Source organism: Methylobacterium sp. P1-11, assembly GCF_008329595.1.
Taxonomy (GTDB): Bacteria; Pseudomonadota; Alphaproteobacteria; order Rhizobiales; family Beijerinckiaceae; genus Methylobacterium.
This window is the reverse complement of record NZ_NPKS01000035.1, coordinates 1-23,505: the sequence shown is the minus strand read 5'-3', so window position 1 is coordinate 23,505 and position 23,505 is coordinate 1. Positions and strand designations below refer to the sequence as shown.

Sequence of the window (23,505 nt, the reverse complement as noted above, 5' to 3'; positions counted from 1 at the left end):
CGGGAATCGACCGATGTATCCGGATACCGAGCTTCACATCGCCGGGCGCTGGCGCGCGGGTGCCGACCGGGACACCCTGGGGGTCCTGAACCCCGCCACGGGCGAGACGATCGGCCAGTGCGCGGTCGCCACCACGGCGGATCTCGACGAGGCCCTCGCAGCGGCCGCCCGCGCCTTCCCGGCCTGGCGCAGGGTCGCCCCCTTCGAGCGCGCCAAGGTGATGCGCAAGGCGGCCGACCTGCTGCGCGCCCGGGTCGACGAGATCGCCCGGATCATGACCCTGGAACAGGGCAAGCCGCTGGCCGAATCGCGGGTCGAGACCCTCGCGGCGGCCGACATCGTCGACTGGTTCGCCGAAGAGGGTAAGCGCGCCTACGGCCGCGTCATCCCGGCCCGCGCCGACGGCGTGCTGCAGGCGGTGGTGCGCGAACCGGTGGGACCTGTGGCCTGCTTCACCCCCTGGAACTTCCCGATCAACCAGGCGGTCCGCAAGATCTCGGCGGCGCTCTGCACCGGCTGCACAGTGATCCTGAAAGGTCCCGAGGACACGCCGGCGAGCTGCGCCGCCCTGGTCCGCGCCTTTCTGGATGCCGGCATCCCAGGCGACGCGCTCTCCCTGGTCTACGGCAATCCGGAGGCCATCTCGGCCTACCTGATCGCCCACCCGGTCATCCGGAAGATCTCGTTCACCGGGTCGACCGTGGTCGGCAAGAAGCTCGCCGCGCTCGCGGGCGAGCACATGAAGCGCGCCACGATGGAACTCGGCGGCCACGCTCCCGCGATCGTGTTCGGCGACGCGGACGTGGAGAAGGCGGTGGCCGTCCTCGCCCCCTCGAAGTTCCGCAACGCCGGCCAGGTCTGCGTCTCGCCAACCCGCTTCCTGGTGCACGACTCGGTCTTCGACCGCTTCGTCGAAGGCTTCACCAACTTCGCCAAGTCGGTGAAGGTCGGCGACGGCCTCGATCCCGAGACGAAGATGGGACCGCTGGTTCACGCGCGGCGCCTCGACGCCGTCACGGCGCTGGCGGCGGAGGCCGAGTCCAGCGGCGCGACGCTGCGCACCGGCGGCAAGCGCATCGGCAATCAGGGCAACTTCTTCGAGCCGACGGTCTTCACCGAGGTGCCGCTGACCGCCCGGATCATGAACGAGGAGCCCTTCGGTCCCGTGGCGGCGATCAACCGGTTCTCCGACGACGAGGAGGCCCTCACCGAGGCCAACCGCCTTCCCTACGGGCTCGCGGCCTACGCCTACACCCGTTCGGCCGAGCGGGCGGCGCGGGTGTCGAACGCGGTCGAGAGCGGCATGATCTCCATCAATCACCACGGCCTCGCCCTGCCGGAGACGCCGTTCGGCGGCGTGAAGGATTCCGGCTACGGCAGCGAGGGCGGCCCGGAGGCCCTCGACGCCTACCTGGTTACCAAGTTCGTCACCCAGGCGAATTTCTGATGCGCCGGCCGGTGCGCCGCATGCGGCGCACCGGTCTCCGCCTCTCAGTAATGCGGCGGCGGCGGCTCCGGCCCCCGCGGTGCTCCCCGGGCGGCAGCCTCCTCCACCTGCTCGCGCAGCATGTTGAGTTGCCGCGTCAGGCGGTCGATCACCCGCCACTGATCGGTGACGGTGCGGTTCAGATCCTCGATCACTGCATCCTGCTCGGTCAGACGCATCTCCAGGCGATCGATCCGCGTGGCTTCGTCCATGTGCAACCTCCAGTCAGTGCCGTTCCGAAAGCCTTCCCTCTGCAATGGGGCCGGTCCGCCGGTGCTCGCTCCCCTCCTAGCGCAGGCCGCCCGTCGAGCAACGGCGGGGCGGTGTCAGGCAGGAACCCGACGGCAAGCGTCAAGGACATAATTCGAGATCACAATATTGCTCTTCCCCCTAGTAGATATTCAAATAAACTTGCCGATAACTATACACGATTGCGATCATCAATTTTATTGACCGAAGTCGCGGATTTGTGCCATTGCCTTTGACAATGCGAGTCATGGCGTCCGCACGCGATTTACAGATTTTTAAGCCAATTACACGAGAGTTGCCGGCACATTACAGTTCAGGCGAGCACGATTCCCGATGGCGGTGTTTGGTTCACGCGATGACGCTCTGGTCGCGGCGATCGACCGGACGATGGCGCGGGTCGAGTTCGATCTCGACGGCACCGTCACCGACGCGAACGCGCTGTTCCTCGACCTCGTCGGCTACACGCTCGAAGAGGTGCGCGGCCAGCATCACCGGGTTTTCGTTCCGGAGGCCGACCGCGCGGGCCAGGATTACACCGCCTTCTGGGACCGGCTGCGCGCCGGCCAGCACGAGGCCCGCGCCTTCCGCCGCGTCACGAAATCCGGCCGGATCGTCTGGATCCAGGGATCGTACAACCCGATCCTCGACCGGCGCGGCCGGCCGACCAAGGTGGTCAAGCTCGCCACCGACATCACCGAGGAGCGCGCACGCAACGCGCAGCATGCGGGTCAGATCGCGGCTCTCGACCGCTCGCAGGCGGTGATCTGCTTCGACCTCGACGGGACGATCACGGACGCCAACGCGAATTTCCTGGCCACGATGGGGTACACCCTTGAGGAGGTCCGCGGTCGGCATCACCGGATGTTCCTGCCGCCGGCCGAGGCGGCCGGCGCGGAATACGCGGCATTCTGGGCCGCGCTCGGCAAGGGCGAGTATCAGGCCGGCGAGTTCCGGCGGATCGGCAAGGGCGGCCGCACGGTCTGGATCTTCGGCGCCTACAACCCGATCCTCGACGCCGACGGCAAGCCCTGCGCCGTCGTGAAGTTCGCCACCGATGTGACGCGGCAGGTCGAGGATCGACAGCGCCGGACCGAGGGCCAGCGCGCCATCGACAGCGATATCGCGGCAATCCGCGAGTCGATGAGCCGGGTCGTCCGGCAGGCCGACGACACCGCCGAGACGTCCAGCCAGACCGCGCGGAACGTCGAGGCGGTCGCCGCCGGTTCCGAGGAGTTCGCGTCCTCCATCGAGGAGCTGAGCCGCCACGCCCTGCAGGCGAAATCCTCCGTGGACCTCGTCGTCACCCGCGCAGAGGAAGCCGGCGCGATCGTCGTCGGGTTGACCGGCGCCGCGGACCGGATCGGGGCGGCGGTGAGCCTGATCCGCTCCATCGCAGACCAGACGAACCTCCTCGCGCTCAACGCCACCATCGAGGCCGCCCGGGCCGGCGCGGCCGGCAAGGGGTTCGCGGTGGTCGCGGCCGAGGTGAAGGCGCTCGCCGAGCAGACCGCCAAGGCCACCGGCGAGATCGGCACGCAGATCGCCGCCGTGCAGGCCGAGACCTCCCGGGCCGTCGCGGCGATCGACGGGATCGGCGCCACGATCGAGCAGCTCAGCGCGATCTCGCTCAGCGTCTCGTCGGCCGTGACCGAGCAGGCGGCGGTGACCCGCGACATGACCGAGAACATGCAAGCCGCCGCGCAGAGTGTCGCGGCCGTCCACACCGCCATGGCGGAGATCGCCTCCTCGGCGGGGCTCGTCGATGCCTCCGTGCGCAAGGTTTCGGAGGCGGCGCGCGCCCTCGCGTGAGCGGTCCGGCAGCGCCTCAGGCAGCGCGGATCGCGGCCGGATCCGCTACGGAGATCCGGTCGCGCCCACCATTCTTGGCGGCATAGAGCGCGGCGTCGGCCCGCTGCATCAACGCCTCGAACGCGATTCCGGGGCGAGCCTGCGCGATCCCGATGCTGACGCTCACGCGCAGTGCCGGAAGTTCAGGGACCTTGAGCTGCGCGAAGGTCTGACGCAGCTCCTCGGCCCGAGCCAGGGCCTCCGCGGGCGAGACGCCGGGAAGCAGGCAGGCGAATTCCTCGCCGCCCATGCGGCCCAGCAAGGCCTCCCGGGGCAGCAGGGTCGTCGCCATGGCACAGAAGCCGACCAGAACCGCGTCGCCGACCCCGTGACCGTAGCGGTCGTTGACGGCCTTGAAGCGATCGAGGTCGAACAGCAGCAGGGCCGCGTCGCGGTGCGCGCGCATCGCGTCCTCGGCGGCTGTGGCGAAGGCCCGGCGGTTGCGCACACCGGTCAGCGCGTCGGTGGACGCGGCGATGCGCTGCTCGCGCTCGGCCCGTTCCTTGACCAGCGCCATGAAGGTGAAGGCGGAGGCGATCGAGAACATCAGGGTGATGAAGCACAGGATCGCCACCCAGGGCGAGGCGAGCGGGCTGAGACCCGGCTGCGGCGGCGCCAGAAGCGTCGCGGGGATCCGCACGAGATAGAAGGCGCCGTGCAGCGCCAGGATGGTGGCGGCCGCGAACCGGGAGGCGAGCCGCTCGGCGCGGCCGCGCCAGATCTCCGCGGTCGCGCCGCCGCAATACAGCGCCGCCACCGCCGAGGCGTAGACGATGCGAGCCTCGATCGAGCCGTTGAAGGCCGGGATCAGGCATAGGACGCACCATCCGAGCGCGCCGGCCATCGCAACGCCCGCTCGCGGCTCGCGGTGCTCGAAGGAGCGGACACCGCTCCAGATCAGGCCGTAGGCGGCCAGCACGACGGCGTTGGCGAGCGCCACCGAGACCAGGTCGGGGATCTGGTTGCGCAACGCGAGGCCGGTCGATCCGACCGCGCCCAAGAGATGGGCCGCGCCCCAGTAGGCAAGCACCGGGGAGTCGGGCGCCTGCCGCCAAGAGGCCATGAACAGCGTGCCGACCAGGAAGGTCGTCGCCGCGCTGACGACCAGCAGAGTGGCGGGATCAAGCTGCACGGACGACTGTCAATCCTCGACCTGGACGCTGGCGCCGTCCCATCGCCGCAGCGCGACCGAACGACGATTCGGGATTTATGCCTATACCACTATATTTGGATGGGAGCCACAATAAGCCTGCTTAGAAAGCCTCTACGCTGCCGAAGCGCTAGTACACTTCCATATTCGCCCGAGGGACGAGATGCACTTCCGGTCCTGTTCAGAGAGAGACTGCGGGGATGATCTCGGCAGGGTGAAGCCCCTGCATGGGCTTGGAACCTCACGAATGAGCCAAGCCATCTGCACGTCCGCCCTTTAAGACGATTGATCCGGGCTGTCCTTCGGCGGCCAGGACGGGCCCTGAACCGAGAACCGCCCGGTGTGCCGGACCGCGACGCGTCGGTGTCTCTGGCTCGGGGCTCTGCGGCGCGTCGCCGTAGGGACGGGCCGCAGCTCGAAACGCGATGACCCGTCGTACCGTCAGGCGTGGTGAATCACCGGGACCGCGGGCGCACCTTCCCACTCGGTATTGGCGGGGATCGACTCGCCCTTCATGACGATGGTGAGCGGGCGCAGCCGGGCGAAATCGCCGACCTTGGTGTCGTACAGCACCGTCGAAAACGCCCCCACCGAGACGCCACGGCCGACGACGACGCGGCCGATCTTCATGATCCGGTCCTCGTAGAGGTGCGTCTGCAGCGCCGAGACCCGGTTGATCGTGGCGTAATCGCCGATGGTGACACAGTCGAACTCGGTGATGTCGGTGGTGAGCATGCACACGCCCTTGCCGACCTTCACGCCGAACAGCCGGAGCACCCAGGGGAGGAACGGCGTGCCCTGAAGGTGTTCGAGCAACACCTTGCCGGCGAGCCCCCAATAGGCGACCGCGATCGCCTCGGTTCGCATCGCCCACCAGGACCACATCGGCTGCATGCCGGGCTTGTAGACGCCCATCAGCAGCCACTTCATGGCGATGACGGCCGAGGATTGGATCAGCGCGATGGCGACGCTCGCCGTGATGAAGCTGATGGCCAGTCCCGTCCAGTCCTTCTCCAGGATGGCAGGGTAGAAGTACCAGTCGATCACGGTGATCGCGAGGGTGATGTAGAGCATCGGCGAGAACGAGGTCGCGAAGGCCTCGAACACGCCGCGGCGGATCTTCGGCCAGGCGCCGGGCTCGTAGGTCTGGGCGGTCGATCCGAGATCGACCTTCTGCCGCGCGGGCAGCCGGATCGGCGGCGAGCCGAACCACGTCTCGCCGGGGCTCATGGCGACGTTCTCGGGCGGCTTCGACTTGATGCCGATCAGCACGTCGTCGGGGATGACGGCGCCCGGCGGCACCACGGCGTCGTTGCCGACGAAGACCCGCGCCCCGGTCCGGGTCGGCTCCAGATGCATCCAGCCGCGCCGGATCTCCTCCTCGCCATACACCACCTCGTCGGCGACGAAGTTCTTCGCGCCGACCTCGGCGAGGTCGTAGCGCCCGGCGAGGTTGGTCGAGATCTCGGCGCCGTGGCCCATATCGGCGCCCATCAGCCGGTACCAGGCCCGCATGTAGACGGTCGCGAACAGCGACGAGAGCGTCTCCAGGGTGACCTCGACGGCGAGCGCCAGCGACCACTTCCGCAGATAGAACAGCGAGTGGACCGAGTAGGTGCCGGAGCGCGTCCGCGGCAGCACGATCCAGCGGATGCCGGCGATCAGCAGCACCGTGCCGGCGGTCATCAGCATGGCGGTCGGCCAAGTGAGGATCGGCAGGTACCAGTGGTAGTCGATATCGGTGATGTCGGAGAGCGAATCCGAGATCTGATCGAAGATGAAGAACGCCGGGAAGATCGGCAGCAGGCCCACCGCGGGGATCGCGCCGAGCAGCACGATATAGGCCGCCATGAAGGCCGTGCGGCGCGCGAAGGAGGCCTCGGCGGGCGCGGGCAGGTCCGACGGATCGGCCATCCCGACCTTGCGACCGGGTGAACCGTCCCAGCGCTCGGCCGCGCCCACGCGCGTACCCGTGGGGATCGTGGTGAGGTCGGCGATCTCCGCCTGCGGCCCGATCACCGCGTCGTGGCTGATCACGCAGGAGGTCCCGACCGCCGCGTCCGCGCCGATCTCGACCGTGCCGATGACCAGCTCGTTGCCGACGATCTCGGCATTGGCGATGACGAGGCGGCCGCCCAGGGAGGCGCCGTCCCCGATGGTCAGGAGGTCGGGTGCGCCGATCTCGATGTCGGAGATCAGGGTGTCGCGGCCGACCCTGGCGCCCATGAGCCGCAGGTAGATGGCGATGGCCGGCGAGCCCTGGAGCCATTTCACGTGGACAAGGGGCGCCAGCCGCTGCGCGAGCCACCAGCGATAATAATAGGCGCCCCAGAGCGGATACCGGCCCGGTCTGGTCCGGCCGAGGATCAGCCACTTGCCGGCCACCGCCGCCACCGCGGTCACGCCGTTGATCGCCACGTAGACGAGGAGCAGCACACCGAGTTCGGCAAAGAAGCTGAGGCCGCCGCCCGTGAGCAGCAGGTAGGTCACGAACATGCCGAGCCACTGCGCGGTGGCCAGCGCGATCACGAAGGGCAGCGCCACGAGCTGCCCGAGGCCGCACAAAGCCCGGCGCAGCAGCGGCGGCGGCGCGAAGCTCAGGTCGCGGGTCGCGGCCCCGGCGCCCATCCCGCCGGTGCGGGCGATCAGCGCATCGGCCATCGCCCGCATGGTGCGCAGGGTGTAGACGTCCGGCAGCGTGATGCCGGCGAGCGGCGGGTTCTCGCGCACCGCCGAGACGAAGCGGGCGGCCAGCAGGGAGTGGCCGCCGAGATCGGCGAAGAAGTCGCCCTCGAGGGCGATCGGCTGGTTGCCGAAGATCTGCTTGGCGGCGGCGACGAGGGCCGCCTCGGTCTCGTTGGCGGGCGGCTCCTGCTCGCCGTCGGCGGCGACCACCGTGAGCGGGGCGATCTTCAGCGCCTTGCGGTCGACCTTGCCCGAGGCCAGCCGGGGGAGCGTCTCGGCCACCTCGAAATGGCCGGGCACCATGTAGGGCGGCATCTGCCCGGCGAGCGTCCGGCGCAGGGCGGCGGCATCGATGGCGCGACCGCGCTCCGGGATCAGGAAGGCGACGAGGCGGTCGACGCCGTCGTCGTTCCGGAGCACGACGGCGGCCTGGTTGATGTCGGGCACCGCCCGGATCCGCGACTCGATCTCGCCGAGCTCCACGCGGAAGCCGCGGATCTTCACCTGGTCGTCGATCCGGCCGTGGAACACGATCCGGCCGACGGCGTCGAGGGAGACCGCGTCGCCCGAGCGGTAGAGAACCGGATCGGTCCCGTCCGAGGCGAACGGATTGGCGATGAACTTCTCTGCCGTCAGCTCCGGACGGGCGAGGTAGCCCCGCGCCACGCCGGGACCGCCGATCAGCAGCTCGCCCTGCTGGTCGCGGCCGAGCAGGGCGAGGTCCTCGCCGGCGACGTAGACGGAGTAGTTCGGGATCGGGCCGCCGATGGTCACCGGCTCGCCGGGCCGCATCTCGGCCGCGGTCGCCACCACGGTGGCCTCCGTGGGCCCGTAGGTGTTGAACAGCTGGCGACCGCCCGTCGCCCAGCGGGCGATGAGCGGCTCGGGCAGCGCCTCGCCGCCGAGCAGGACGAGGCGGACCCGCGGGAGGTCGCCGGTGATCATCGCGAGCAGCGTCGGCACGGTGTCGAGCACCGTGATCCGCTCGGCCTCGAGGATGCCCGGCAGCGATTCCAGGTCGCCCATCATGGCCGGGCTCGCCACGAACAGGGTCGCGCCCACGAGGTAGGGGACCCAGATCTCCTCCATCGAGAGGTCGAAGGCCACCGAGGCGCCCTGGAAGACCACGTCGTCGGCGCGCATCCCGTAGAGCGCGTTCCCGGACCGCAGGAAGTGGCAGATATTGGCGTGGCTGATGACGATGCCCTTGGGCACACCGGTCGAGCCCGAGGTGTAGATCAGGTAGGCGGGATGCTCGGGCGTCAGCCCGGCCGCGCGCGGGTCCGGCACCGGCGCGCCGGCCGGCGTCCCGGCATCGAGATCCGACGGCGTCAGGGCGGGCGCCGCATCGGGCGCGGTCGGGACGAGCGCCGGGGAGACCAGCAGCGCCTTGGCATTCGCATCCGTGAGGCAGACCCCGACCCGGTCGGCCGGCGCCTCGGCGTCGAAGGGCAGCCAGGCCGCCCCCGACATCGTGATGCCGATCTGCGCCACGAGGAGGTCCGGGCCCCGGGCCATCCACAGGCCGACGACGTCGCCGGGCCCGATGCCGCGATGGGCGAGGCCGGCGGCGATCCGGCCGGCCCGGGCGGCGACCTCCGCGTAGGTCAGGTGCGGGTGGACGCCCCCGGCCGCCACGCGCGCGCCGTCGACGAGGCAGGGATGGTCGGGCCGGGAAGCGGCCGAATGCAGGAAGATCTCGGCCAGGACTTCGTCGCGGATCAGGTCCGGCCGGTGGTCGCCGCGCAGGATCGCCGCCGCATCCCCGCGCGGCGCGCGCTCCCCGGCCGTCGGGCCGGGCCGGGTCTTCTCGGCGACGTCGCTCATCCGCTGCTCCGCTGGCCGCCCGCTCGGGCCGGCGCCTACCGTGGCCGCCGCCCTATAGCCTGCCGATCATGCCGTTATCGAGGCGGCTTTGCACTGCGCCGGCGCACGGGATCAAGCCCAGCGCCAGCCACCGGGCTCGAGGATCAGCACCTCGCCCTGGCGGATGCCGAGGCGGGGCGCGGCGTAGATGTCGAGATGGCCGAGGGCCACCAGGGCCGCCCGCGCGACGCCGCCATGGGCGACGACGACCGTGTCCCTGTCCAGGCTCGCGATCATCGGGCCGACGCGCTCGACCAGGGCGGCGTAGCTCTCGCCGCCCTGGCCGGGCGGCCGGTAATGCCAGCGATCCCGGTCGCGGCCGGCCGCCCCGGCCGGGTCGCGGCGGCGGATCTCAGCCCAGGTGGAGCCTTCCCAGCTGCCGAAGCCGATCTCCCGCAGCCGGGGATCGATCCGGTAGCCGTCCGGGGTCAGGCCGAGGGCGCCCCGCAGGATCTCCATGGTTCGCCGGGTGCGCTTGAGCGGGCTCGCGACGAAATCGGCCTCCACCAGGGTCGGGCCGGCCGCGGCGGCGAGCCGCTCCGCGACGGCGGCCGCCTGTGTCTCGCCGTGGCTGTTGAGATCGGTGTCGCGGCCACCCTGAAGGCGTCCCTCGGCGTTCCAGGCTGTCTGGCCGTGCCGGATGAAGTAGATCGTACCCAACCGTCTCAACCCCGTCCTGCGCAGGCATCCGGAACGGCCTGGATCGCCGGCCGTTCTCGCCGTCGGTCGGCTATATCCGGAACCAGGTCCTGCCCCATGTCCAAGAAGCACGGCAAGCATCATCGCGGCCACAAACGCGGTGACGGCATGACAGGTGAGGCCGATCTGCATGGTCCCACGGTGGATCACCGCCCGTCCACGGCCCGCTGGGCCGACAGCGTCGACACGCTGGCCCTGTCCACCCCGTCGGCTCTGGGCCATCACAGGCCGGTCCCGATCCGCGCCGCGCCGGGCATCGTGACCGTGGCGCCGGGCGCCGCCTTCGACCTCGGAACGGTGGATCCCGACGATGACGGCGGCCTCGACAAGGACTGGGCGAAGGACGCCCTCGCCACGGAGCGCGAGCGCATCGTCGCGCTCCAGGAACGCCTCTACGCCGAGCGCGCCCGCAGCCTGCTTCTCGTCTTCCAGGCCATCGATACCGGCGGCAAGGACGGCACGATCCGCTCGGTCCTCAAGGGCGTGAACCCGCAGGGCTGCACGGTGGCCTCGTTCAAGGTGCCCTCGAGCGAGGAGCTCGATCACGACTTCCTGTGGCGCTACCACGCCCGGGTGCCGGGGCGCGGCCTGATCGGGGTCTTCAACCGCAGCCACTACGAGGACGTGCTCGTGGTGCGGGTGAAGGGCCTCGTGCCGGACGCGGTCTGGCAGAGCCGCTACGGCCGGATCAACGACTTCGAGCGTCTGCTCACGGAATCCGGCACGACGGTCGTCAAGTTCTTCCTGCACATCTCGAAGGCGGAGCAGAAGAAGCGCCTGGAGGCCCGGATCGCCGACCCGGAGAAGCACTGGAAATTCGATCCGGCCGATCTGGTCGAGCGGAAATCCTGGGATTCCTATCAGCAGGCCTTCGCGGACGCCCTCGGCCGGTGCTCGACGCCCCATGCGCCGTGGCTGGTGGTGCCGGCCAACCACAAGTGGTTCCGCAACTACGTGATTGCCCGGACCGTGGCGGATACGCTCGAAGCCATGGACCCGCGATTCCCCGAGGCCGCCAAAGGCATCGCGGATCTGACGGTGCCCGACTGAGGCAGGGGAGCACGCGATGCTGGTGGTTCGGGAGATCGCGGTCTCGGGCTACCGGTCGCTGCGGCGGATCAGCGTCCCGGTGGATCCGTTGTCGGTCTTCGTCGGGGGCAACGGCACGGGGAAGACCAACCTCTACCGGTCGCTCGAATTGCTGCAAGCGGCGGCCCGGGGCACGCTCACGCGCGACCTGGCCGCGGAGGGCGGCATGGATTCGGCCCTCTGGGCCGGCCGCCGCCGGCAGGGTGAGACCGCCCGGATCTGCCTGTCGGCTACCCTGCGCCACGACGCCACCGCGCAGGACTTCGTCTATGCGGTGGAGATCGGGCTGGTGGAGCAAAGCGGGGGCAAGACCGTCGGGGCCGCCTTCCTGCTGGAGCCACAGGTCAAGACCGAGCGCCTGACGGTCCGCACCCGAGGCCGCACGGCGGTGATCCTCGACCGCGACCGGCGCACCGGCTTCGTCCGCGACGATGCCGGCCGCAAGCGCTCCCTCGGCCACGACCTGCTGCCGACCGAGACCGCGCTGGGCAGCCTCCTCGACGCCACGGGGCATCCCGAGATCGCCCTCGTCCGCCTCGCCCTGGCGGGGTGGCGCTTCCACCATGATTTCCGGACGGATGCCGAGTCGCCCCTGCGCCGGCCCTGCCTCGCGGTGACGACGCCGACCCTCGCCTCCGACGGCTCGGACCTGGCCGCCGTCTTCGCCACCCTGGCGCATATCCGGCAGGACACGGCCGAGATCGACGACGCCGTCGACGGAGCCTTCCCGGGCGCCGGGCTCGTGATCCCGAGACCCAGCCGTCACGCCAGCTTCGGCCTGCGATTCCCCGACTTCCCTGCCCGGATCTTCGATCCGCCGGAACTGTCGGACGGCACCCTGCGCTACCTCGCCCTGGCCGGTGCCCTGCTCGGCTACCGGCTGCCGCCGTTCATCGCGTTGAACGAGCCCGAGACCAGCCTCCATCCCGATCTCATGGACCCGCTGGCGCGGCTGATCGCCCGGGCGGCGCAGCGCACGCAGGTCTGGCTCGTCACGCATTCGGAGCGGCTGGCGGCGGGAATCGCGGAGCACGGGAGCGTCCGGCCGCGGATCGTCATCAAGCGCGACGGCGAGACCTGGATCGACGGGCTCAAGCTCTCGGGGGAATTCGCCGAGGCGGACGAGGATTGAGCCCGGGCCGCCCGGGTCGTTCGCGCCGCGCGCAGCGACGCGGCCGCGCGACTCAATCCTTGTCGAGGGTAAGGTCCGGCGCGTCGGGATTCTTCATGCCGACGACGTGGTAGCCGGCATCCACATGGAGGATCTCGCCGGTCATGCCGGCCGCCATGTCGGAGACGAGGTAGGACGCGGTCTCGCCGACCTCCCCGATGGTCACGGTCCGCCGCAGGGGCGCGTTGTACTCGTTCCACTTCAGGATGTAGCGGAAATCGCCGATCCCGGAGGCGGCGAGCGTCTTGATCGGGCCGGCCGAGATCGCATTGACCCGGATGTTCTTCGGGCCGAGATCGGCCGCGAGGTAGCGCACCGACGCCTCGAGCGCCGCCTTGGCCACGCCCATGACGTTGTAGTGCGGCATCCACTTCTCGGCGCCGTAATAGGTCAGCGTCACGAGGGAGCCACCGGGGCGCATGATCTTCTCGGCGCGCTGGGCCACGGCGGTGAACGAGTAGCACGAGACCAGGAGCGACTTGGTGAAGTTGTCCTCGGAGGTCTCGATGTAGCGGCCGGTCAGCTCGTCCTTGTCGGAGAAGGCGACGCAGTGGACGACGAAGTCGATGCCCTCGGGGAAGACCTTCGCGGCCTCCGCGAAGACCGCGTCGATCGTCGCCGACTCGGTAACGTCGCAATGCCCGATGACGTGGGCGTCGAGTTCCTTGGCCAGGGGCTCGACGCGCTTGCGCAGAGCGTCGCCCTGATAGGTGAAAGCCAGTTCCGCCCCGTGGGCGCGGGCGCTGCGGGCGATGCCCCAGGCGATCGAGCGGTTGTTGGCGACCCCGAGGACGATGCCCCGCTTGCCCGCCAGAAGGCCCTGCCCGTGTTCCGCCATGATCGATCCCGAAGCCGCGCGACCCCTCTCGGGGTCGGGGGGCCTCCTTAGCGGAGGCAGCCCGGCGACGGAAGTCCGGGGCGCCACCGAGCGCCATCGAGGCGGCGCCGGCGGCGTGGTCGAAGGGGCGTCAGGCCGCCTTCGTGGCCCGTCGACCCTGAGCGAAGTCCGTCAGGGCCGCATCCTCGCCCTCCGGCAGGACGATCGCCGTGGTGGCGAACAGGTCGCCGCGGGTGCCGTCCTTCTTCGGCAGGCCCTTGCCGCGCAGGCGGAAGGTCCGGCCGGAACTCGTCATCGCGGGGATCTTCATCTCGACGGCGCCGGTAAGGGTCGGCACGCGGATCGTGCCGCCGAGCACGGCATCCTCGAGGGGAACGTCGACGGTGGTGCGCAGATCGGCACCCTCGATGGTGAACCGCGGATGCGGCCGGATCCGGATCGTGAGGAGGGCATCGCCCGGCTCACCCCGCATGCCGCCGCTCTGGCCGAGGCCGCGCAACCGGATGGTCTGGCCGTCGATCACGCCGCGGGGAATCACCACGTCGACCTCCCGGCCGGTGGGCAAAGCGAGGCGCAGCTTCTCCTCGCTGGCGACCTGCTCCAGGGTCACCGCCAGTTCCGCGGCAACGTCGTCGCCCTTGGCCGCCTGGCGCTGGCCGCCCGGGCCGGCCCCGCCGGCGCGGAAGGCCTCGCCGAAGATGTGCGAGAAGATGTCCTCGCCCATACCTCCGCCCATGCCGCCGCCGCGTTGGGCGCGGGCCATGTTCTCGAAGTCGAAATTGCCACCGCGTCCGCCGCCGAAGCCGCCGAACCCTTCGAAACCGGTCGCGCGCGGCTTGCCCTCGGCGTCGATCTCGCCGCGGTCGAACTGCTTGCGCTTCTCGGCGTCGCCCAGGATTTCGTAGGCCGAGTTCGCCTCGGCGAAACGGTCCTTGGCCTTCACGTCGTTCTTGTTTCGGTCGGGGTGGAAGTCCTTGGCGAGCTTGCGATAGGCCTTCTTGATCTCGGCCTCGCTCGCCCCCTTGGCCACGCCCAGCACGTCGTAGGGATTGCGCATGGATCTCTTGGCTGTGCGGTTGGCTCTGCGATGTCGCGTCGCCACCGGGATGTGGGATGGATGTTGCATCCCTGCAACGGTCCTGGCGGCGAAAGTCTGCGGGTTCGCGCCGAACGTCAAGCCGCCACCCTCGCCGCGGCGGCAGGCGGGCCCTATCGTCGGATGCGGCGCGCAACGGCGCCTTCGGTGCGCTCGGGCCCGGGGCCGAGTTCACTGGAATCACCCGAAGCCGGAGAGCCGATGCACTACGCCTGCGACCACCTCCACCTGCGCAGCCGCGACGCCGTCTCGGCTGCATCCTTCTACGTCGAGACCTTCGGAGCGCGGGAGGTGAAGCGCGTCGGCGCGGATCCGGTTCAGCGTGTCGTGCTCGACCTCGGCGGTCTCGCCGTCTTCATCGAACAGGCCCCGGCGGAGACCGCGCCCGCATCCGCCACGCCCTGCCTCGGGATCGAACATGTCGGGCTGCGCGTCGCCGATATCGAGGCCGCGATGCACGATCTCACCGCCCGAGGCGTGACGGTGCGGACCGGCATCACCGAGCGCGGTCCCGGCCTGCGGATCGCCTTCGTGGAGGGCCCCGACGGCGCGCTGATCGAGATTCTGGAGCGGAAGTCGGTCTGATGCGGCCGAGGGCCGGCCGCCGCGCCTCCACGGCTGCGGCGCCGATACTGCCGCTGGTTGCGTCCTGCGAGGCAGCAGCGCATCCGTTCACGGATGCGGCCGGCCGCACGGCCGCGCTCTTCGGCCGGGTCGAGCGAGTGCTCGCGGCGGTGCTGACCGCCTAGCCCGACCTGACCGCCGATCCAGGCAGCCCGGGGCCCACCTCCGCGTCGCTGGCCGACAGGGTGCAAGGCGCAGACCGGCATCCCGTACATCCTGCTCGACAGGAGCTCCGCGAAGGCGCCGGAGGCCGACCGGCAACGCGGCGCCGCGCCGGGCCGTCAGGCCGAGGCGGATGTCCCGACGGCCTCGACCGGCCGGATCCGGGCATGCCGATCGGCGCCGTAGACCGCGCCGAGCACCGCCTCGCAATGGAGCTGGACGCGGGCATGGCACTCGCAGGCGGCGGCCGAGACGGCGCGGCGGTCGAGGATGGTGATGCGCCCCCGGCCCACCCGGATGAGCCCCTGCTCCTGCAGCACCCGCAGGATCCGGGTGAGGTAGGTACGCTGGACGCCGAGCATCGAGGCCAGGACCTCGTGGGTGATCGGAAGGGTATCGACGCCCGTCCGATCCTGCAGCGACAACAGCCAGCGGAGGCAGCGCTGCTCGATCGGATGCAGGGCATTGCAGGCCGCGATCTGGATCAGCTGGGCCAGGAAACAATCGGCGTAGCGCGCGAAGAGGTCGCGCAGCGTGTCCGACTGGCCTTCGGCCTGCCGCAGCCGCTCGGCTTCGAGGCGCAGGACCGGTCCGCCGACCTGCACGAGCCCGCTGACCGCCGGCGGCAACCGACCCCGGCCGATCAGGCCGCCGACCGCCCCGTCATGGCCGACGCTCGCGGTCTCAGCCATCCGGCCGTCCCGTGTGGCGACCACCAGCGCCACGACGGCGTGCTCGCGGGGGAAGAGCACGTAACTCGCCGCGGAGCCCGCAACGAGCACCGTGTCTCCCTTGACGAAGGTCAGCGGCTCCAGATGGGGCGCGATCAGCGCACGATCCGAATCCGACAGCGCGTCGAGGAGCAGATTGCCGGTGGAGGCGGCAGTTTCGATCGGCATAGGGGGCGGAGAGGTGCGGGAGGAGAGTTTCCCGTCAGGATCCTCTCGAGGTTCACCCGCCGAAGAGCGGGCCTCCTGCCATACCGCGCGCTCTGCGCCCCTGAACTAACCTAGGTTTCGCCGAACCCGTTCATCTACTTGTCGGTGCAGAGACCCTGTTCCGAAAGCCGCTTGTGCTCGCGCGGATCGCAGTCGGTCGTCAGGAACGAGGCCCAGTCCGACGGGGTCCCGTAAAAGGCGTTGCGGTCGACGTCACCGCGCACGCCCGGAACCCGGCCCGTGGAGGTGAACTGCCACAGCATCCACTTGCGGTTGACGAAGCGCTGCTCCGGCTCGGCCGCGGTGGAGCGCAGCCAGTGCGGGTAATCGGGGAGTTCGCCCTCCAGCACGTCCTTGTGGAAGGTGATGTCGGTGTAGATGATCGGGCGCTTGCCGGTGTAGCGCTCCATCTCCTCCAGCATCTCGGTGACCATCGCCAGCGCCTGGGCCTTGGGCAGCTTCTTCGGGCAGGTCTGCGAGTGGCCGTTCCACTCGACGTCGAGGACCGGCGGGAGGGCGCTGGGATCGTTCGGGACGTTCTTCTTGAACCAGTCCATCTGCTCCCGGGCGGAGCGGCACCAGAACACGAAATGGTAGGCCCCGCGCGGAACGCCGGCCCGCGCCGCGCCGTCCCAGTTGGTCCGGAAGCGCTCGTCGACGTGGTCGCCGCCCTCGGTGGCCTTGATGAAGGCGAACTGGGTGCCGGCGGCCCGGACCGAGGCCCAGTCGACATTGCCCTGCCACTTCGAGATGTCGATGCCCTGGATCGGGTGGAGCTTGGCCTTGGCCACCCCCGGATGCGGCTTGGCGTCGCCCTTCGTGGGATAGAAGTCGTTGTTCGACGCGCAGGCCGCGAGTCCGGCCAGGATCGCGGCGGCGGCGAACCGCCCGGCGAGGCGCCGGGCCGGCTTCAGGCGACCGGTCAGGCCCCGAACGAGGTCTTCGATCGGCGAACGCGAAAGCGTGTAGATCCGCGACATCAGTGTTTAGCCCGCCACCGAAGATGCGCCACAGACAGGCGTATTCGATGGCCCCGGCGCGGTTAACGGAGCTTTGCGATCATTGCGGCGGAATTCCGGGACGCGTTGCATCCCCGCGACATACGACGTCCGTCCCCGGCTGGTTCACAGGCCGGCATCCGGCTAAGTCGCGGTCCCGCAACACGAGTCCGGACGGGCCACCGTGAGTAAGCAACTCTTTACCATAGGCTACGAAGGCCTCGATTCGGAGCGCCTGGTCGGTGTCCTGCGCTCGGCCGGGGTCGCGGTGCTGGCCGATGTCCGGGCGGTGGCGAATTCGCGCAAGCGCGGCTTCTCGAAGGGCGCGCTCGGAACTTCCCTGCGCGAGGCCGGTCTCGGCTACGCGCATCTGCGCAGCCTCGGGACGCCGAAATCCGGCCGGCAGGCGGCGCGGGCCGGGGACGCGGCACTGATGCGGCGGATCTACTGCGAGGAGGTGCTGGACACCGCCGCCGGGATCGCGGCGCTCGACGACCTCGCGGCGCTGGCCGGGTCGGCGCCGATCTGCCTGCTCTGCTTCGAGCGGGATCCCGCCGGCTGCCACCGGCGCGTGCTGGCCGAACGCCTCGCGCCGCGGGGCTTCGTGGTCAGCGATCTCTACGGCTGATCGGGCTTCAGCGGCCCGACAGGGAGGGCGCGCGCATGCCGAAGGGCGCGCGCATGCCGAGCGCGCCCGCGAGGCGCCGGACCGGGCCGAAGGCGGCGGTCAGCCCCAGCGGGGCGGTCTTGCGCGGCGCGCGCGGCCGGCGGCGATCGGCATCCGAGACCGGCTCGACGGGCAGGTACAGCGCGTCGAAGAAGGACATCTCCAGGAGCGTGGCGCCGTCATCGTCGGTGATCACCATGGCCGCCTCCATGAGCCGCGGATCGCCGCCGTGCTGGCGCATCAGGCCCTGCACGATCGTGCGCGCGGTGGCGCGGGCGGCCTCGACGTCCTCGACCCACTGGGCCGCCGAGGCCGGGAGCGAGGCGTTGCCGAGGCGGATGGTGAAATGGGCGCGGACCATGGAGCGCTCCTGGGAGGGGACCGGCGGGGCGCCGCCGGAGACGGGTGTCAGGCGGCCTGGGCGTCGTCGACGGGCTCGTCGCGGGATTCGGCGCCGGGCTCGGGCTTCTCGGCCGCGGATTTCGGATCGAAGGCGTCCGCGAGCAGGCCGAGGCGCCGCGCCATGTCGCGCACCTCGTTGAGCGCGATCGACTTCTGGCCTTCCTTCACCGCCCGGGTGATGTCGCTGACCTGCGTGGTGGCGATCCGCTTCAGTTCGTCGGCGAGCTGCTGGCTGGTCATCATCGCATCCGGACCCGGATTGTCGGTCTGAGCCGGGACCGTGGGGCGCCGGCGCTTACCAAGGCGTTTCGCCCGGCCGCGGCGCCTGTGGACAAGATGGGGATCTTCGGCCCGGCTCAGTCCTGCAGATGCCGCGCCGCGATGATCGAGGCGGCGGTGCGGTTCTCCACGCCGAGCTTGGCGTAGATGCCCTCGAGGTGCTTGGTCACGGTCCGGTGGCTGAGCCCCAGGATCTCGCCGATGTCGCGGCTCGACTTGCCCCGGGACAGCCAGAGGAGCACCTCCGCCTCGCGTCCGGTGACCGGCAGGCGCGCCCGGAGCCGCTCGACGCCCGCCGCAAGCGCGTCGCGCGACAGGCGCAGGAGGATCTCGTCCGGGGTGCGGCCGATGAAGCTAAGGGCATAGGCGGCGCCGTCGCGGTCGGTCAGGGTCAGCGGCTGTGCGGCGCCGGACAGGCAGCCACGGAGCCAGTCGCGGGCCCGGGCGGGCAGTTCGCGCGCGCCGGACGCATCATCGCAGAGCCCGGCCAGCAGCCGCCCGGCCTGGGGCGTCGACCACAGCACGGAGCCATCCTCCGCGACGGCGAACAGGGTGCGCCCGGCCGTGTCGAGGGCGGCGCGGGCGCTCTGCGCGGCGCGCGCGCTGGCCAGGTGGACGCGAATCCGGGCCAGGATCTCGTCGGGGGCGATGGGCTTGGTGACGTAGTCGATCCCGCCGGCGGACAGGCCCTTCACGATGTGTTCGGTCTCGCTGAGCCCGGTCATGAAGATCACCGGCACGCCGGCGAGCTGCGGCTTGGCCTTGAGCCGCCGGCAGGTCTCGAATCCGTCGAGGCCGGGCATCACCGCGTCGAGCAGGATCACGTCGGGGGTGATCTCGTCCACCAGGGCGAGGGCGAGGTCGCCGCCGACCGCGACCAGCACGGTGGCGCCGGAGCGCTCGATCGCCTCGGTGAGGAAGCTCAGCGTGTCGGGTGAATCGTCGACCACCAGGACGATGTCCCGGTGCGGCTGGACAATCGGCGCCTCAGCCATGGCGGGCGAGCCCCTGCAGAACCGAGAGATAGCGGCGCAGATCGTATCCTTCGACGAGCCCCCGCATCCGGGCGACGAAAGCGGGCGGCACGGACGCGTCCTCCTCCATCTGGGTCAGCTTGGCCTCGATGGCCCGGATATGCCCGATCCGGCCGAGGCGCAGGAGTTCGCCGATGTGCTCGGGCCCGGGCCCCGGCAGGTCGGCGGCCGCCCGGACGGGCTCGGCCCGGGCCGGCGGCGGGCTCTCGGTCCATTCGAGGTGCAGCAGCTTGCCGATCCGCTCCATCACGTCGCGCAGATCGAAGGGCTTGGCGAAGATCGCGTCGTGAGGAGCATCGTCGCCGCGGATCGGGCTGATCTCGTGGACATTGGCCGACATCATGGCGATCGGGCCGGTATGTCCGGCCTGTCGCAGCGCCGCGGCCGCCGCCCAGCCGCTCATCCCGGGCATCGCGATGTCGAGCAGGATCAGGTCGACGCCGCCCTGCGCGACCATCGCGAGGCACTCAGGCCCCGAACCGGCCTCCAGGACGGAGATGCCCTGCGGCTCGAGGATCGCCCGCATCAGGGCCCGGTGGGCGCTGTCGTCGTCGGCCACCAGAACGGCGCGGCGCGCGCCCGCATAGGCGCGGTCCGGCGCCGCCGGCGGCGCGGGCAGGACGATCGGCGCGGGCTGCGCCACGGAGGCCAGCATCAGCCGCAGCCGCGCCTGCGTCCCCCCGCCGGGAGCGGCCGCGACGGTAATCTCACCGCCGAGGAGCTGCGCCAGCAGGTTGGCGATGGTGAGCCCCAGCCCCGTCCCCGGCGTGCTGCGGGCGGCCGGGGTCGAGCCGCGCTCGAAGGGCTCGAAGATCCGCGCGAGATCCGCCTCCGGGATGCCGGGACCGGTGTCGCGGATCGTGAAGACCGCGATCTGGCTCCGGTAGCTCAGGTCCAGCGAGACGGTGCCGGCTTCCGTGAACTTGATGGCGTTCGACAGCAGGTTGAGCAGCACCTGGCGCAGGCGCTTCTCGTCGGCGGCGACCACCGCGGGCAGGATCTCGGGGCGTGAGAACCGGAACTCCAGTCCGGCCTCCCGGGCCTGGAGCCGCACCATGTCCACCAGCTGGTCGAGGAAGTCGGTCAGCCGCACCTCGTCGCGGTGGATCTGGAGGCGCCCGGCCTCCATGCGCGAGATGTCGAGGAGCCCGTCGATCAGGCCGGACAGGTGCTGGGCGCTGCGCCGGATCACCCGGATCGCATTGAGGCGGTGCGCGGGGATCGCGGGATCGGCTTCGAGGAGCTGCGCATAGCCCAACACGGTGGAGAGCGGCGTGCGCAATTCGTGGCTGATGCCCACCACGTAGCGGCTCTTGGCCTGGTTGGCAGCCTCGGCCCGCTCCTTGGCCTCCTGCAGCTTGGCGTCCGTGATCTTATGGGCCGCGATCTCGGCCTCGTAGAGCGCCGTCTGGCGCATCGTCTCGGCCTGGGCCACGCGGCGGCTCTCCTGGGCGAGGACGAACAGCCACGCCACCACGCCGAGGATCACCACCAGCGTGAAGAACACGCTGGTCAGCGCGGTGCGCAAAAACTCGCGGTGCTCCGGATGCCCGATTGTCGCGCCGGCATGCACGATCCTGAGAATCAGGCCGATCACCGCGCAGAGCGTCAGCATCACCGCGAGGTAGCGGCCGAGCGGCGCACCGATCCAGGCGGCGGTACGGCCCGGCAGGAGCCGGGCGACGGCGGCCTGCGCCTGCACCTCAAGCCGGCCGTGGGGCTTGCACAGGTCGCCGCACCGGGCGTCCAGCGAGCAGCAGAGCGAGCAGATCGGGGCGTCGTAGGCCGGACAATGGGCCATGTCCTCGCCCTCGAAAGGCAATTCGCAGACCCGGCAGACCACCTCGGCCGCGCCCCAATCCTGCTTCGGAACCCGGGCGAGATACCAGCGCCCGGCGGTGGCCCAGGCGATTGCCGGGGCCGCGCAGAACGCGATGGCGAGGGTGAGCAGGGGCGCGAAGGGCTGCACGATCGGTCCGAGCCAGCCGAGATAGGCCGCGCCGCCGGCCGCGAGCGCCAGCGCCATCGCGCCGGTCCCCACCGGGTTCACGGCGTAGAGATGGGCGCGCTTGAACTCGATGCCCGGCGGCGAGAGGCCGAGCGGCTTGTTGACTGCGAGGTCCGCGGCGAGGGCCCCGACCCAGGCCGAGACCACCGCGGCGTAGAGCGGCAGGGTGCTCTCGATGGTCTTGTCGATCCCGAGCTCCATCAGGAGCACCGCGATGGCGACGTTGAACACCAGCCAGACCACCCGCCCCGGATGGCTGTGGGTCAGCCGCGAGAAGAAGTTCGACCACGCGATCGAGCCGGCATAGGCGTTGGTGAGGTTGATCTTCAGCTGCGACACGAGGACGAACAGCCCTGTGAGCAGCAAAGCCGCCCGGCTCCCCTCCCCCGTCAGGTAGCCGAAGGCGACCGCATACATGCGGGTCGGCTCGGCGGCGTGATCGGGCGGGACGCCGTGGCCCAGCGCCAGGACCGCGAGGGCGGCGCCGAGCAGGATCTTCAGCATCCCGGGCAGGATCCAGCCGGCGCCCCCCGACAGGACCGCCAGCCACCAGAGGCGATCCCGCGGCCCTGACGGCTCCGGCACGAACCGCAGGAAGTCGACCTGCTCGCCGACCTGGGCCAGCAGCGCCAGCAGGACGCCGGTGGCCAGCCCGAACCGGGCGAGGTCGAAGCCGGCACCGCCGCCGTCGAGGCCCGGGAAGCCCGCCAGCGCGCGCAGCGACCCCGCACCCTGCGCCGCCACGAAGAACAGCGGCAGCAGGCTCAAGGCGATCCAGAGCGGCTGCGTCCAGATCTGGAAGCGGCTGATCAGCCGAATCCCGTAGACCACAAGGGGAATCACCGCACCGGCGCAGAGCAGGTAACCGATGCCGAGCGGCAGCCCGAAGCAGAGTTGCAGCGCCAGCGCCATGATCGCCGCCTCGATGGCGAAGAACAGGAACGTGAAGCTCGCGTAGATGAGGGACGTGACGGTCGAGCCGAGATAGCCGAAGCCGGCACCGCGGGTCAGGAGATCCATGTCGACCCCGTACCGCGCGGCATAGACCGTGATCGGGGCCGCGGTGGCGAAGATGATCAGGCCGACGACCAGGACGGCCGCCACGGTGTTGGGGAAGCCCGCCGTCAGCGCCAGGGTCCCGCCGATCGCCTCCAGGGCCAGGAACGAGATCGACCCGAGGGCGGTCTGCGCCACCTCGAAGCTGGACCAGCGGCGCGCCTTCTTGGCGGTGAAGCGGAGGGCGTAATCTTCCAGCGTCTCGTCGGCGACGAAGCGGTTGTAGTCCCGCCGGATGGGGATGATGCGCTGCGGCCCGCTCATCGGGCCCCGATCCCGGCAATCGGCTCGCGATCCGCGGGCACGCGCGCGCGCGAAACACCAAGCACCCGAGCGGTGCTCACCATGTTCGCGCTGCCGGTCACCAGAACCTCAAAGTATTCCACCGCGATGGTGCACCGCATGCAAGAGCACGGCCATACGCAAAATCGCGTATAGGCCGCAGCGCAACCCAGGACCTAGCCTGCACGCGTCGATCCGGGCCGCCTCTCAAGGCCCGGACGCGAACAGGGTCAGGCACATGGCAGACGACACCGACACTGGCGCCGATCGCGGCTTGCGCTCCCCGCTGCGGCGCAGGCTGCTCATGGGGTTGGCCGGCGCCCCGGCGCTGGCGCTGATGCCGCGGACGGCCTGGGCCGCACCGGCGACCTCGGCCGTGAACACGACGGGCCTCGCGGTGACCGACAGCGAGGTGACGGTCGGCATCCTGCACTCGATCACCGGCACGATGGCGATCTCCGAGACGGGCGCCCAGGAAGCCGAGAAGCTCGCGATCCAGCAGATCAACGATGCCGGCGGCGTGCTCGGCCGCAAGATCAAGATCATCCAGGAGGACGGCGCCTCCGATTGGCCGACCTTCGCCGAGAAGGCCAAGAAGCTCCTCGTCAACGACCATTGCGCCGCCGTGATGGGCTGCTGGACCTCGGCGTCCCGCAAGGCGGTGCTGCCGGTCTTCGAGCAGTACAACGGCCTCCTGTACTACCCGACCTTCTACGAGGGCCTGGAGCAGTCGAAGAACGTCTTCTACACCGGCCAGGAGGCCACGCAGCAGATCCTCGCCGGCCTCGACTGGGTCCACAAGGAGAAGGGCGGCGACAGCTTCTACTTCATCGGCTCCGACTACATCTGGCCGCGCACCTCCAACAAGATCGCCCGCA

20 protein-coding genes are annotated in these 23,505 nt (G+C 70.4%); 8 read left to right on the top strand and 12 right to left on the bottom strand.

All coding sequences use genetic code 11. The features are described from left to right. The first annotated feature begins 13 nt into the window (after window positions 1–13). Window positions 14–1,447, top strand: coding sequence for an NAD-dependent succinate-semialdehyde dehydrogenase (locus CIW48_RS26675; protein WP_149313454.1), 1,434 nt, complete (start codon window positions 14–16; stop codon window positions 1,445–1,447). Window positions 1,448–1,491: 44 nt separating this feature from the next. Here the strand turns inward: CIW48_RS26675 and CIW48_RS26670 are convergent, their stop codons facing one another. Continuing rightward, window positions 1,492–1,698 (bottom strand): SlyX family protein, encoded by a 207-nt coding sequence (locus CIW48_RS26670; RefSeq protein ID WP_149313453.1) that lies wholly within the window; start codon window positions 1,696–1,698, stop codon window positions 1,492–1,494. A 370-nt stretch (window positions 1,699–2,068) separates the two neighbouring features. On the opposite strand from CIW48_RS26670, the gene CIW48_RS26665 reads away from it, so the two are divergent. Beyond that, the gene (locus CIW48_RS26665; protein ID WP_149313452.1) at window positions 2,069–3,544 is read left to right on the top strand and encodes a PAS domain-containing methyl-accepting chemotaxis protein; all 1,476 of its coding nucleotides are present in this window, start codon (window positions 2,069–2,071) and stop codon (window positions 3,542–3,544) included. Window positions 3,545–3,560: 16 nt separating this feature from the next. Here CIW48_RS26665 and CIW48_RS26660 read toward each other — a convergent pair whose 3' ends face one another. The 3 genes from CIW48_RS26660 to CIW48_RS26650 all read right to left on the bottom strand — a co-directional run bounded on the left by CIW48_RS26660 (window position 3,561) and on the right by CIW48_RS26650 (window position 9,944). Continuing rightward, window positions 3,561–4,715: a GGDEF domain-containing protein gene (locus CIW48_RS26660; RefSeq protein WP_149313451.1), complete on the bottom strand. Its 1,155-nt coding sequence runs from the start codon at window positions 4,713–4,715 to the stop codon at window positions 3,561–3,563. A gap of 459 nt (window positions 4,716–5,174) precedes the next feature. Next, on the bottom strand, window positions 5,175–9,245 hold the full coding sequence (locus CIW48_RS26655) for a Pls/PosA family non-ribosomal peptide synthetase (protein ID WP_149313450.1): 4,071 nt from the start codon (window positions 9,243–9,245) through the stop codon (window positions 5,175–5,177). Between the two features lie 111 nt (window positions 9,246–9,356). Further along, the gene (locus CIW48_RS26650; protein ID WP_149313449.1) at window positions 9,357–9,944 is read right to left on the bottom strand and encodes a histidine phosphatase family protein; all 588 of its coding nucleotides are present in this window, start codon (window positions 9,942–9,944) and stop codon (window positions 9,357–9,359) included. 96 nt (window positions 9,945–10,040) lie between these two features. Here CIW48_RS26650 and CIW48_RS26645 point away from each other — a divergent pair, with 96 nt between their 5' ends. Further along, complete coding sequence (locus CIW48_RS26645; RefSeq protein ID WP_149313448.1) at window positions 10,041–11,033, top strand: polyphosphate kinase 2 family protein; 993 nt, start codon at window positions 10,041–10,043, stop codon at window positions 11,031–11,033. Between the two features lie 16 nt (window positions 11,034–11,049). Then, on the top strand, window positions 11,050–12,204 hold the full coding sequence (locus CIW48_RS26640) for an AAA family ATPase (RefSeq protein ID WP_149313447.1): 1,155 nt from the start codon (window positions 11,050–11,052) through the stop codon (window positions 12,202–12,204). A 52-nt stretch (window positions 12,205–12,256) separates the two neighbouring features. Here CIW48_RS26640 and fabI read toward each other — a convergent pair whose 3' ends face one another. Together fabI and CIW48_RS26630 are read right to left on the bottom strand one after the other, a co-directional pair. Continuing rightward, window positions 12,257–13,081 (bottom strand): enoyl-ACP reductase FabI, encoded by an 825-nt coding sequence (fabI, locus tag CIW48_RS26635; RefSeq protein WP_149313446.1) that lies wholly within the window; start codon window positions 13,079–13,081, stop codon window positions 12,257–12,259. A 130-nt stretch (window positions 13,082–13,211) separates the two neighbouring features. After that, on the bottom strand, window positions 13,212–14,138 hold the full coding sequence (locus CIW48_RS26630; RefSeq protein ID WP_149313445.1) for a J domain-containing protein: 927 nt from the start codon (window positions 14,136–14,138) through the stop codon (window positions 13,212–13,214). Between the two features lie 240 nt (window positions 14,139–14,378). On the opposite strand from CIW48_RS26630, the gene CIW48_RS26625 reads away from it, so the two are divergent. Next, on the top strand, window positions 14,379–14,762 hold the full coding sequence (locus CIW48_RS26625; RefSeq protein WP_091785741.1) for a VOC family protein: 384 nt from the start codon (window positions 14,379–14,381) through the stop codon (window positions 14,760–14,762). Further along, window positions 14,762–14,926 carry a hypothetical protein gene (locus tag CIW48_RS34280; protein WP_246695431.1) on the top strand — a complete coding sequence of 55 codons (165 nt, stop codon included), beginning with the start codon at window positions 14,762–14,764 and terminating at the stop codon, window positions 14,924–14,926. Before CIW48_RS26625 ends, CIW48_RS34280 begins: the two co-directional genes overlap by 1 nt. Before the next feature lie 156 nt (window positions 14,927–15,082). Here the strand turns inward: CIW48_RS34280 and CIW48_RS26615 are convergent, their stop codons facing one another. After that, on the bottom strand, window positions 15,083–15,862 hold the full coding sequence (locus CIW48_RS26615; protein WP_149313444.1) for a Crp/Fnr family transcriptional regulator: 780 nt from the start codon (window positions 15,860–15,862) through the stop codon (window positions 15,083–15,085). A gap of 134 nt (window positions 15,863–15,996) precedes the next feature. Continuing rightward, window positions 15,997–16,881 carry a GH25 family lysozyme gene (locus CIW48_RS26610; protein WP_149313443.1) on the bottom strand — a complete coding sequence of 295 codons (885 nt, stop codon included), beginning with the start codon at window positions 16,879–16,881 and terminating at the stop codon, window positions 15,997–15,999. Between the two features lie 202 nt (window positions 16,882–17,083). Here CIW48_RS26610 and CIW48_RS26605 point away from each other — a divergent pair, with 202 nt between their 5' ends. Then, the gene (locus CIW48_RS26605) at window positions 17,084–17,527 is read left to right on the top strand and encodes a DUF488 domain-containing protein (protein WP_149313442.1); all 444 of its coding nucleotides are present in this window, start codon (window positions 17,084–17,086) and stop codon (window positions 17,525–17,527) included. Between the two features lie 7 nt (window positions 17,528–17,534). Here the strand turns inward: CIW48_RS26605 and CIW48_RS26600 are convergent, their stop codons facing one another. The 4 genes from CIW48_RS26600 to CIW48_RS26585 all read right to left on the bottom strand — a co-directional run bounded on the left by CIW48_RS26600 (window position 17,535) and on the right by CIW48_RS26585 (window position 22,609). Continuing rightward, window positions 17,535–17,927, bottom strand: a complete 393-nt coding sequence (locus CIW48_RS26600; RefSeq protein WP_149313441.1) for a catalase — start codon at window positions 17,925–17,927, stop codon at window positions 17,535–17,537. Between the two features lie 47 nt (window positions 17,928–17,974). Next, window positions 17,975–18,208, bottom strand: coding sequence for a hypothetical protein (locus CIW48_RS26595; RefSeq protein WP_246695430.1), 234 nt, complete (start codon window positions 18,206–18,208; stop codon window positions 17,975–17,977). A 116-nt stretch (window positions 18,209–18,324) separates the two neighbouring features. Next, a complete protein-coding gene (locus tag CIW48_RS26590; protein ID WP_173009412.1) occupies window positions 18,325–19,242 on the bottom strand; it encodes a DNA-binding response regulator in 918 nt (305 codons plus the stop codon). Continuing rightward, the gene (locus tag CIW48_RS26585; protein WP_149313439.1) at window positions 19,235–22,609 is read right to left on the bottom strand and encodes an ATP-binding protein; all 3,375 of its coding nucleotides are present in this window, start codon (window positions 22,607–22,609) and stop codon (window positions 19,235–19,237) included. The genes CIW48_RS26590 and CIW48_RS26585 overlap by 8 nt, the downstream gene beginning before the upstream one ends. 256 nt (window positions 22,610–22,865) lie before the next feature. Here CIW48_RS26585 and CIW48_RS26580 point away from each other — a divergent pair. After that, window positions 22,866–23,505 (top strand): transporter substrate-binding protein (locus tag CIW48_RS26580; protein ID WP_149313438.1); only part of this gene is annotated, 640 nt, incomplete at its 3' end.

Excerpts from the sequence above, each read along its gene's own strand:
- CIW48_RS26675 (WP_149313454.1), top strand. The coding sequence starts at position 14 with ATGTATCCGGATACCGAGCTTCACATCGCCGGGCGCTGGCGCGCGGGT.
- CIW48_RS26670 (WP_149313453.1), bottom strand. The coding sequence starts at position 1,698 with ATGGACGAAGCCACGCGGATCGATCGCCTGGAGATGCGTCTGACCGAG.
- CIW48_RS26665 (WP_149313452.1), top strand. The coding sequence starts at position 2,069 with ATGGCGGTGTTTGGTTCACGCGATGACGCTCTGGTCGCGGCGATCGAC.
- CIW48_RS26655 (WP_149313450.1), bottom strand. The coding sequence starts at position 9,245 with ATGAGCGACGTCGCCGAGAAGACCCGGCCCGGCCCGACGGCCGGGGAG.
- CIW48_RS26645 (WP_149313448.1), top strand. The coding sequence starts at position 10,041 with ATGTCCAAGAAGCACGGCAAGCATCATCGCGGCCACAAACGCGGTGAC.
- CIW48_RS26640 (WP_149313447.1), top strand. The coding sequence starts at position 11,050 with ATGCTGGTGGTTCGGGAGATCGCGGTCTCGGGCTACCGGTCGCTGCGG.
- fabI (WP_149313446.1), bottom strand. The coding sequence starts at position 13,081 with ATGGCGGAACACGGGCAGGGCCTTCTGGCGGGCAAGCGGGGCATCGTC.
- CIW48_RS26630 (WP_149313445.1), bottom strand. The coding sequence starts at position 14,138 with ATGCGCAATCCCTACGACGTGCTGGGCGTGGCCAAGGGGGCGAGCGAG.
- CIW48_RS26625 (WP_091785741.1), top strand. The coding sequence starts at position 14,379 with ATGCACTACGCCTGCGACCACCTCCACCTGCGCAGCCGCGACGCCGTC.
- CIW48_RS34280 (WP_246695431.1), top strand. The coding sequence starts at position 14,762 with ATGCGGCCGAGGGCCGGCCGCCGCGCCTCCACGGCTGCGGCGCCGATA.
- CIW48_RS26615 (WP_149313444.1), bottom strand. The coding sequence starts at position 15,862 with ATGCCGATCGAAACTGCCGCCTCCACCGGCAATCTGCTCCTCGACGCG.
- CIW48_RS26610 (WP_149313443.1), bottom strand. The coding sequence starts at position 16,881 with ATGTCGCGGATCTACACGCTTTCGCGTTCGCCGATCGAAGACCTCGTT.
- CIW48_RS26600 (WP_149313441.1), bottom strand. The coding sequence starts at position 17,927 with ATGGTCCGCGCCCATTTCACCATCCGCCTCGGCAACGCCTCGCTCCCG.
- CIW48_RS26595 (WP_246695430.1), bottom strand. The coding sequence starts at position 18,208 with ATGACCAGCCAGCAGCTCGCCGACGAACTGAAGCGGATCGCCACCACG.
- CIW48_RS26590 (WP_173009412.1), bottom strand. The coding sequence starts at position 19,242 with ATGGCTGAGGCGCCGATTGTCCAGCCGCACCGGGACATCGTCCTGGTG.
- CIW48_RS26585 (WP_149313439.1), bottom strand. The coding sequence starts at position 22,609 with ATGAGCGGGCCGCAGCGCATCATCCCCATCCGGCGGGACTACAACCGC.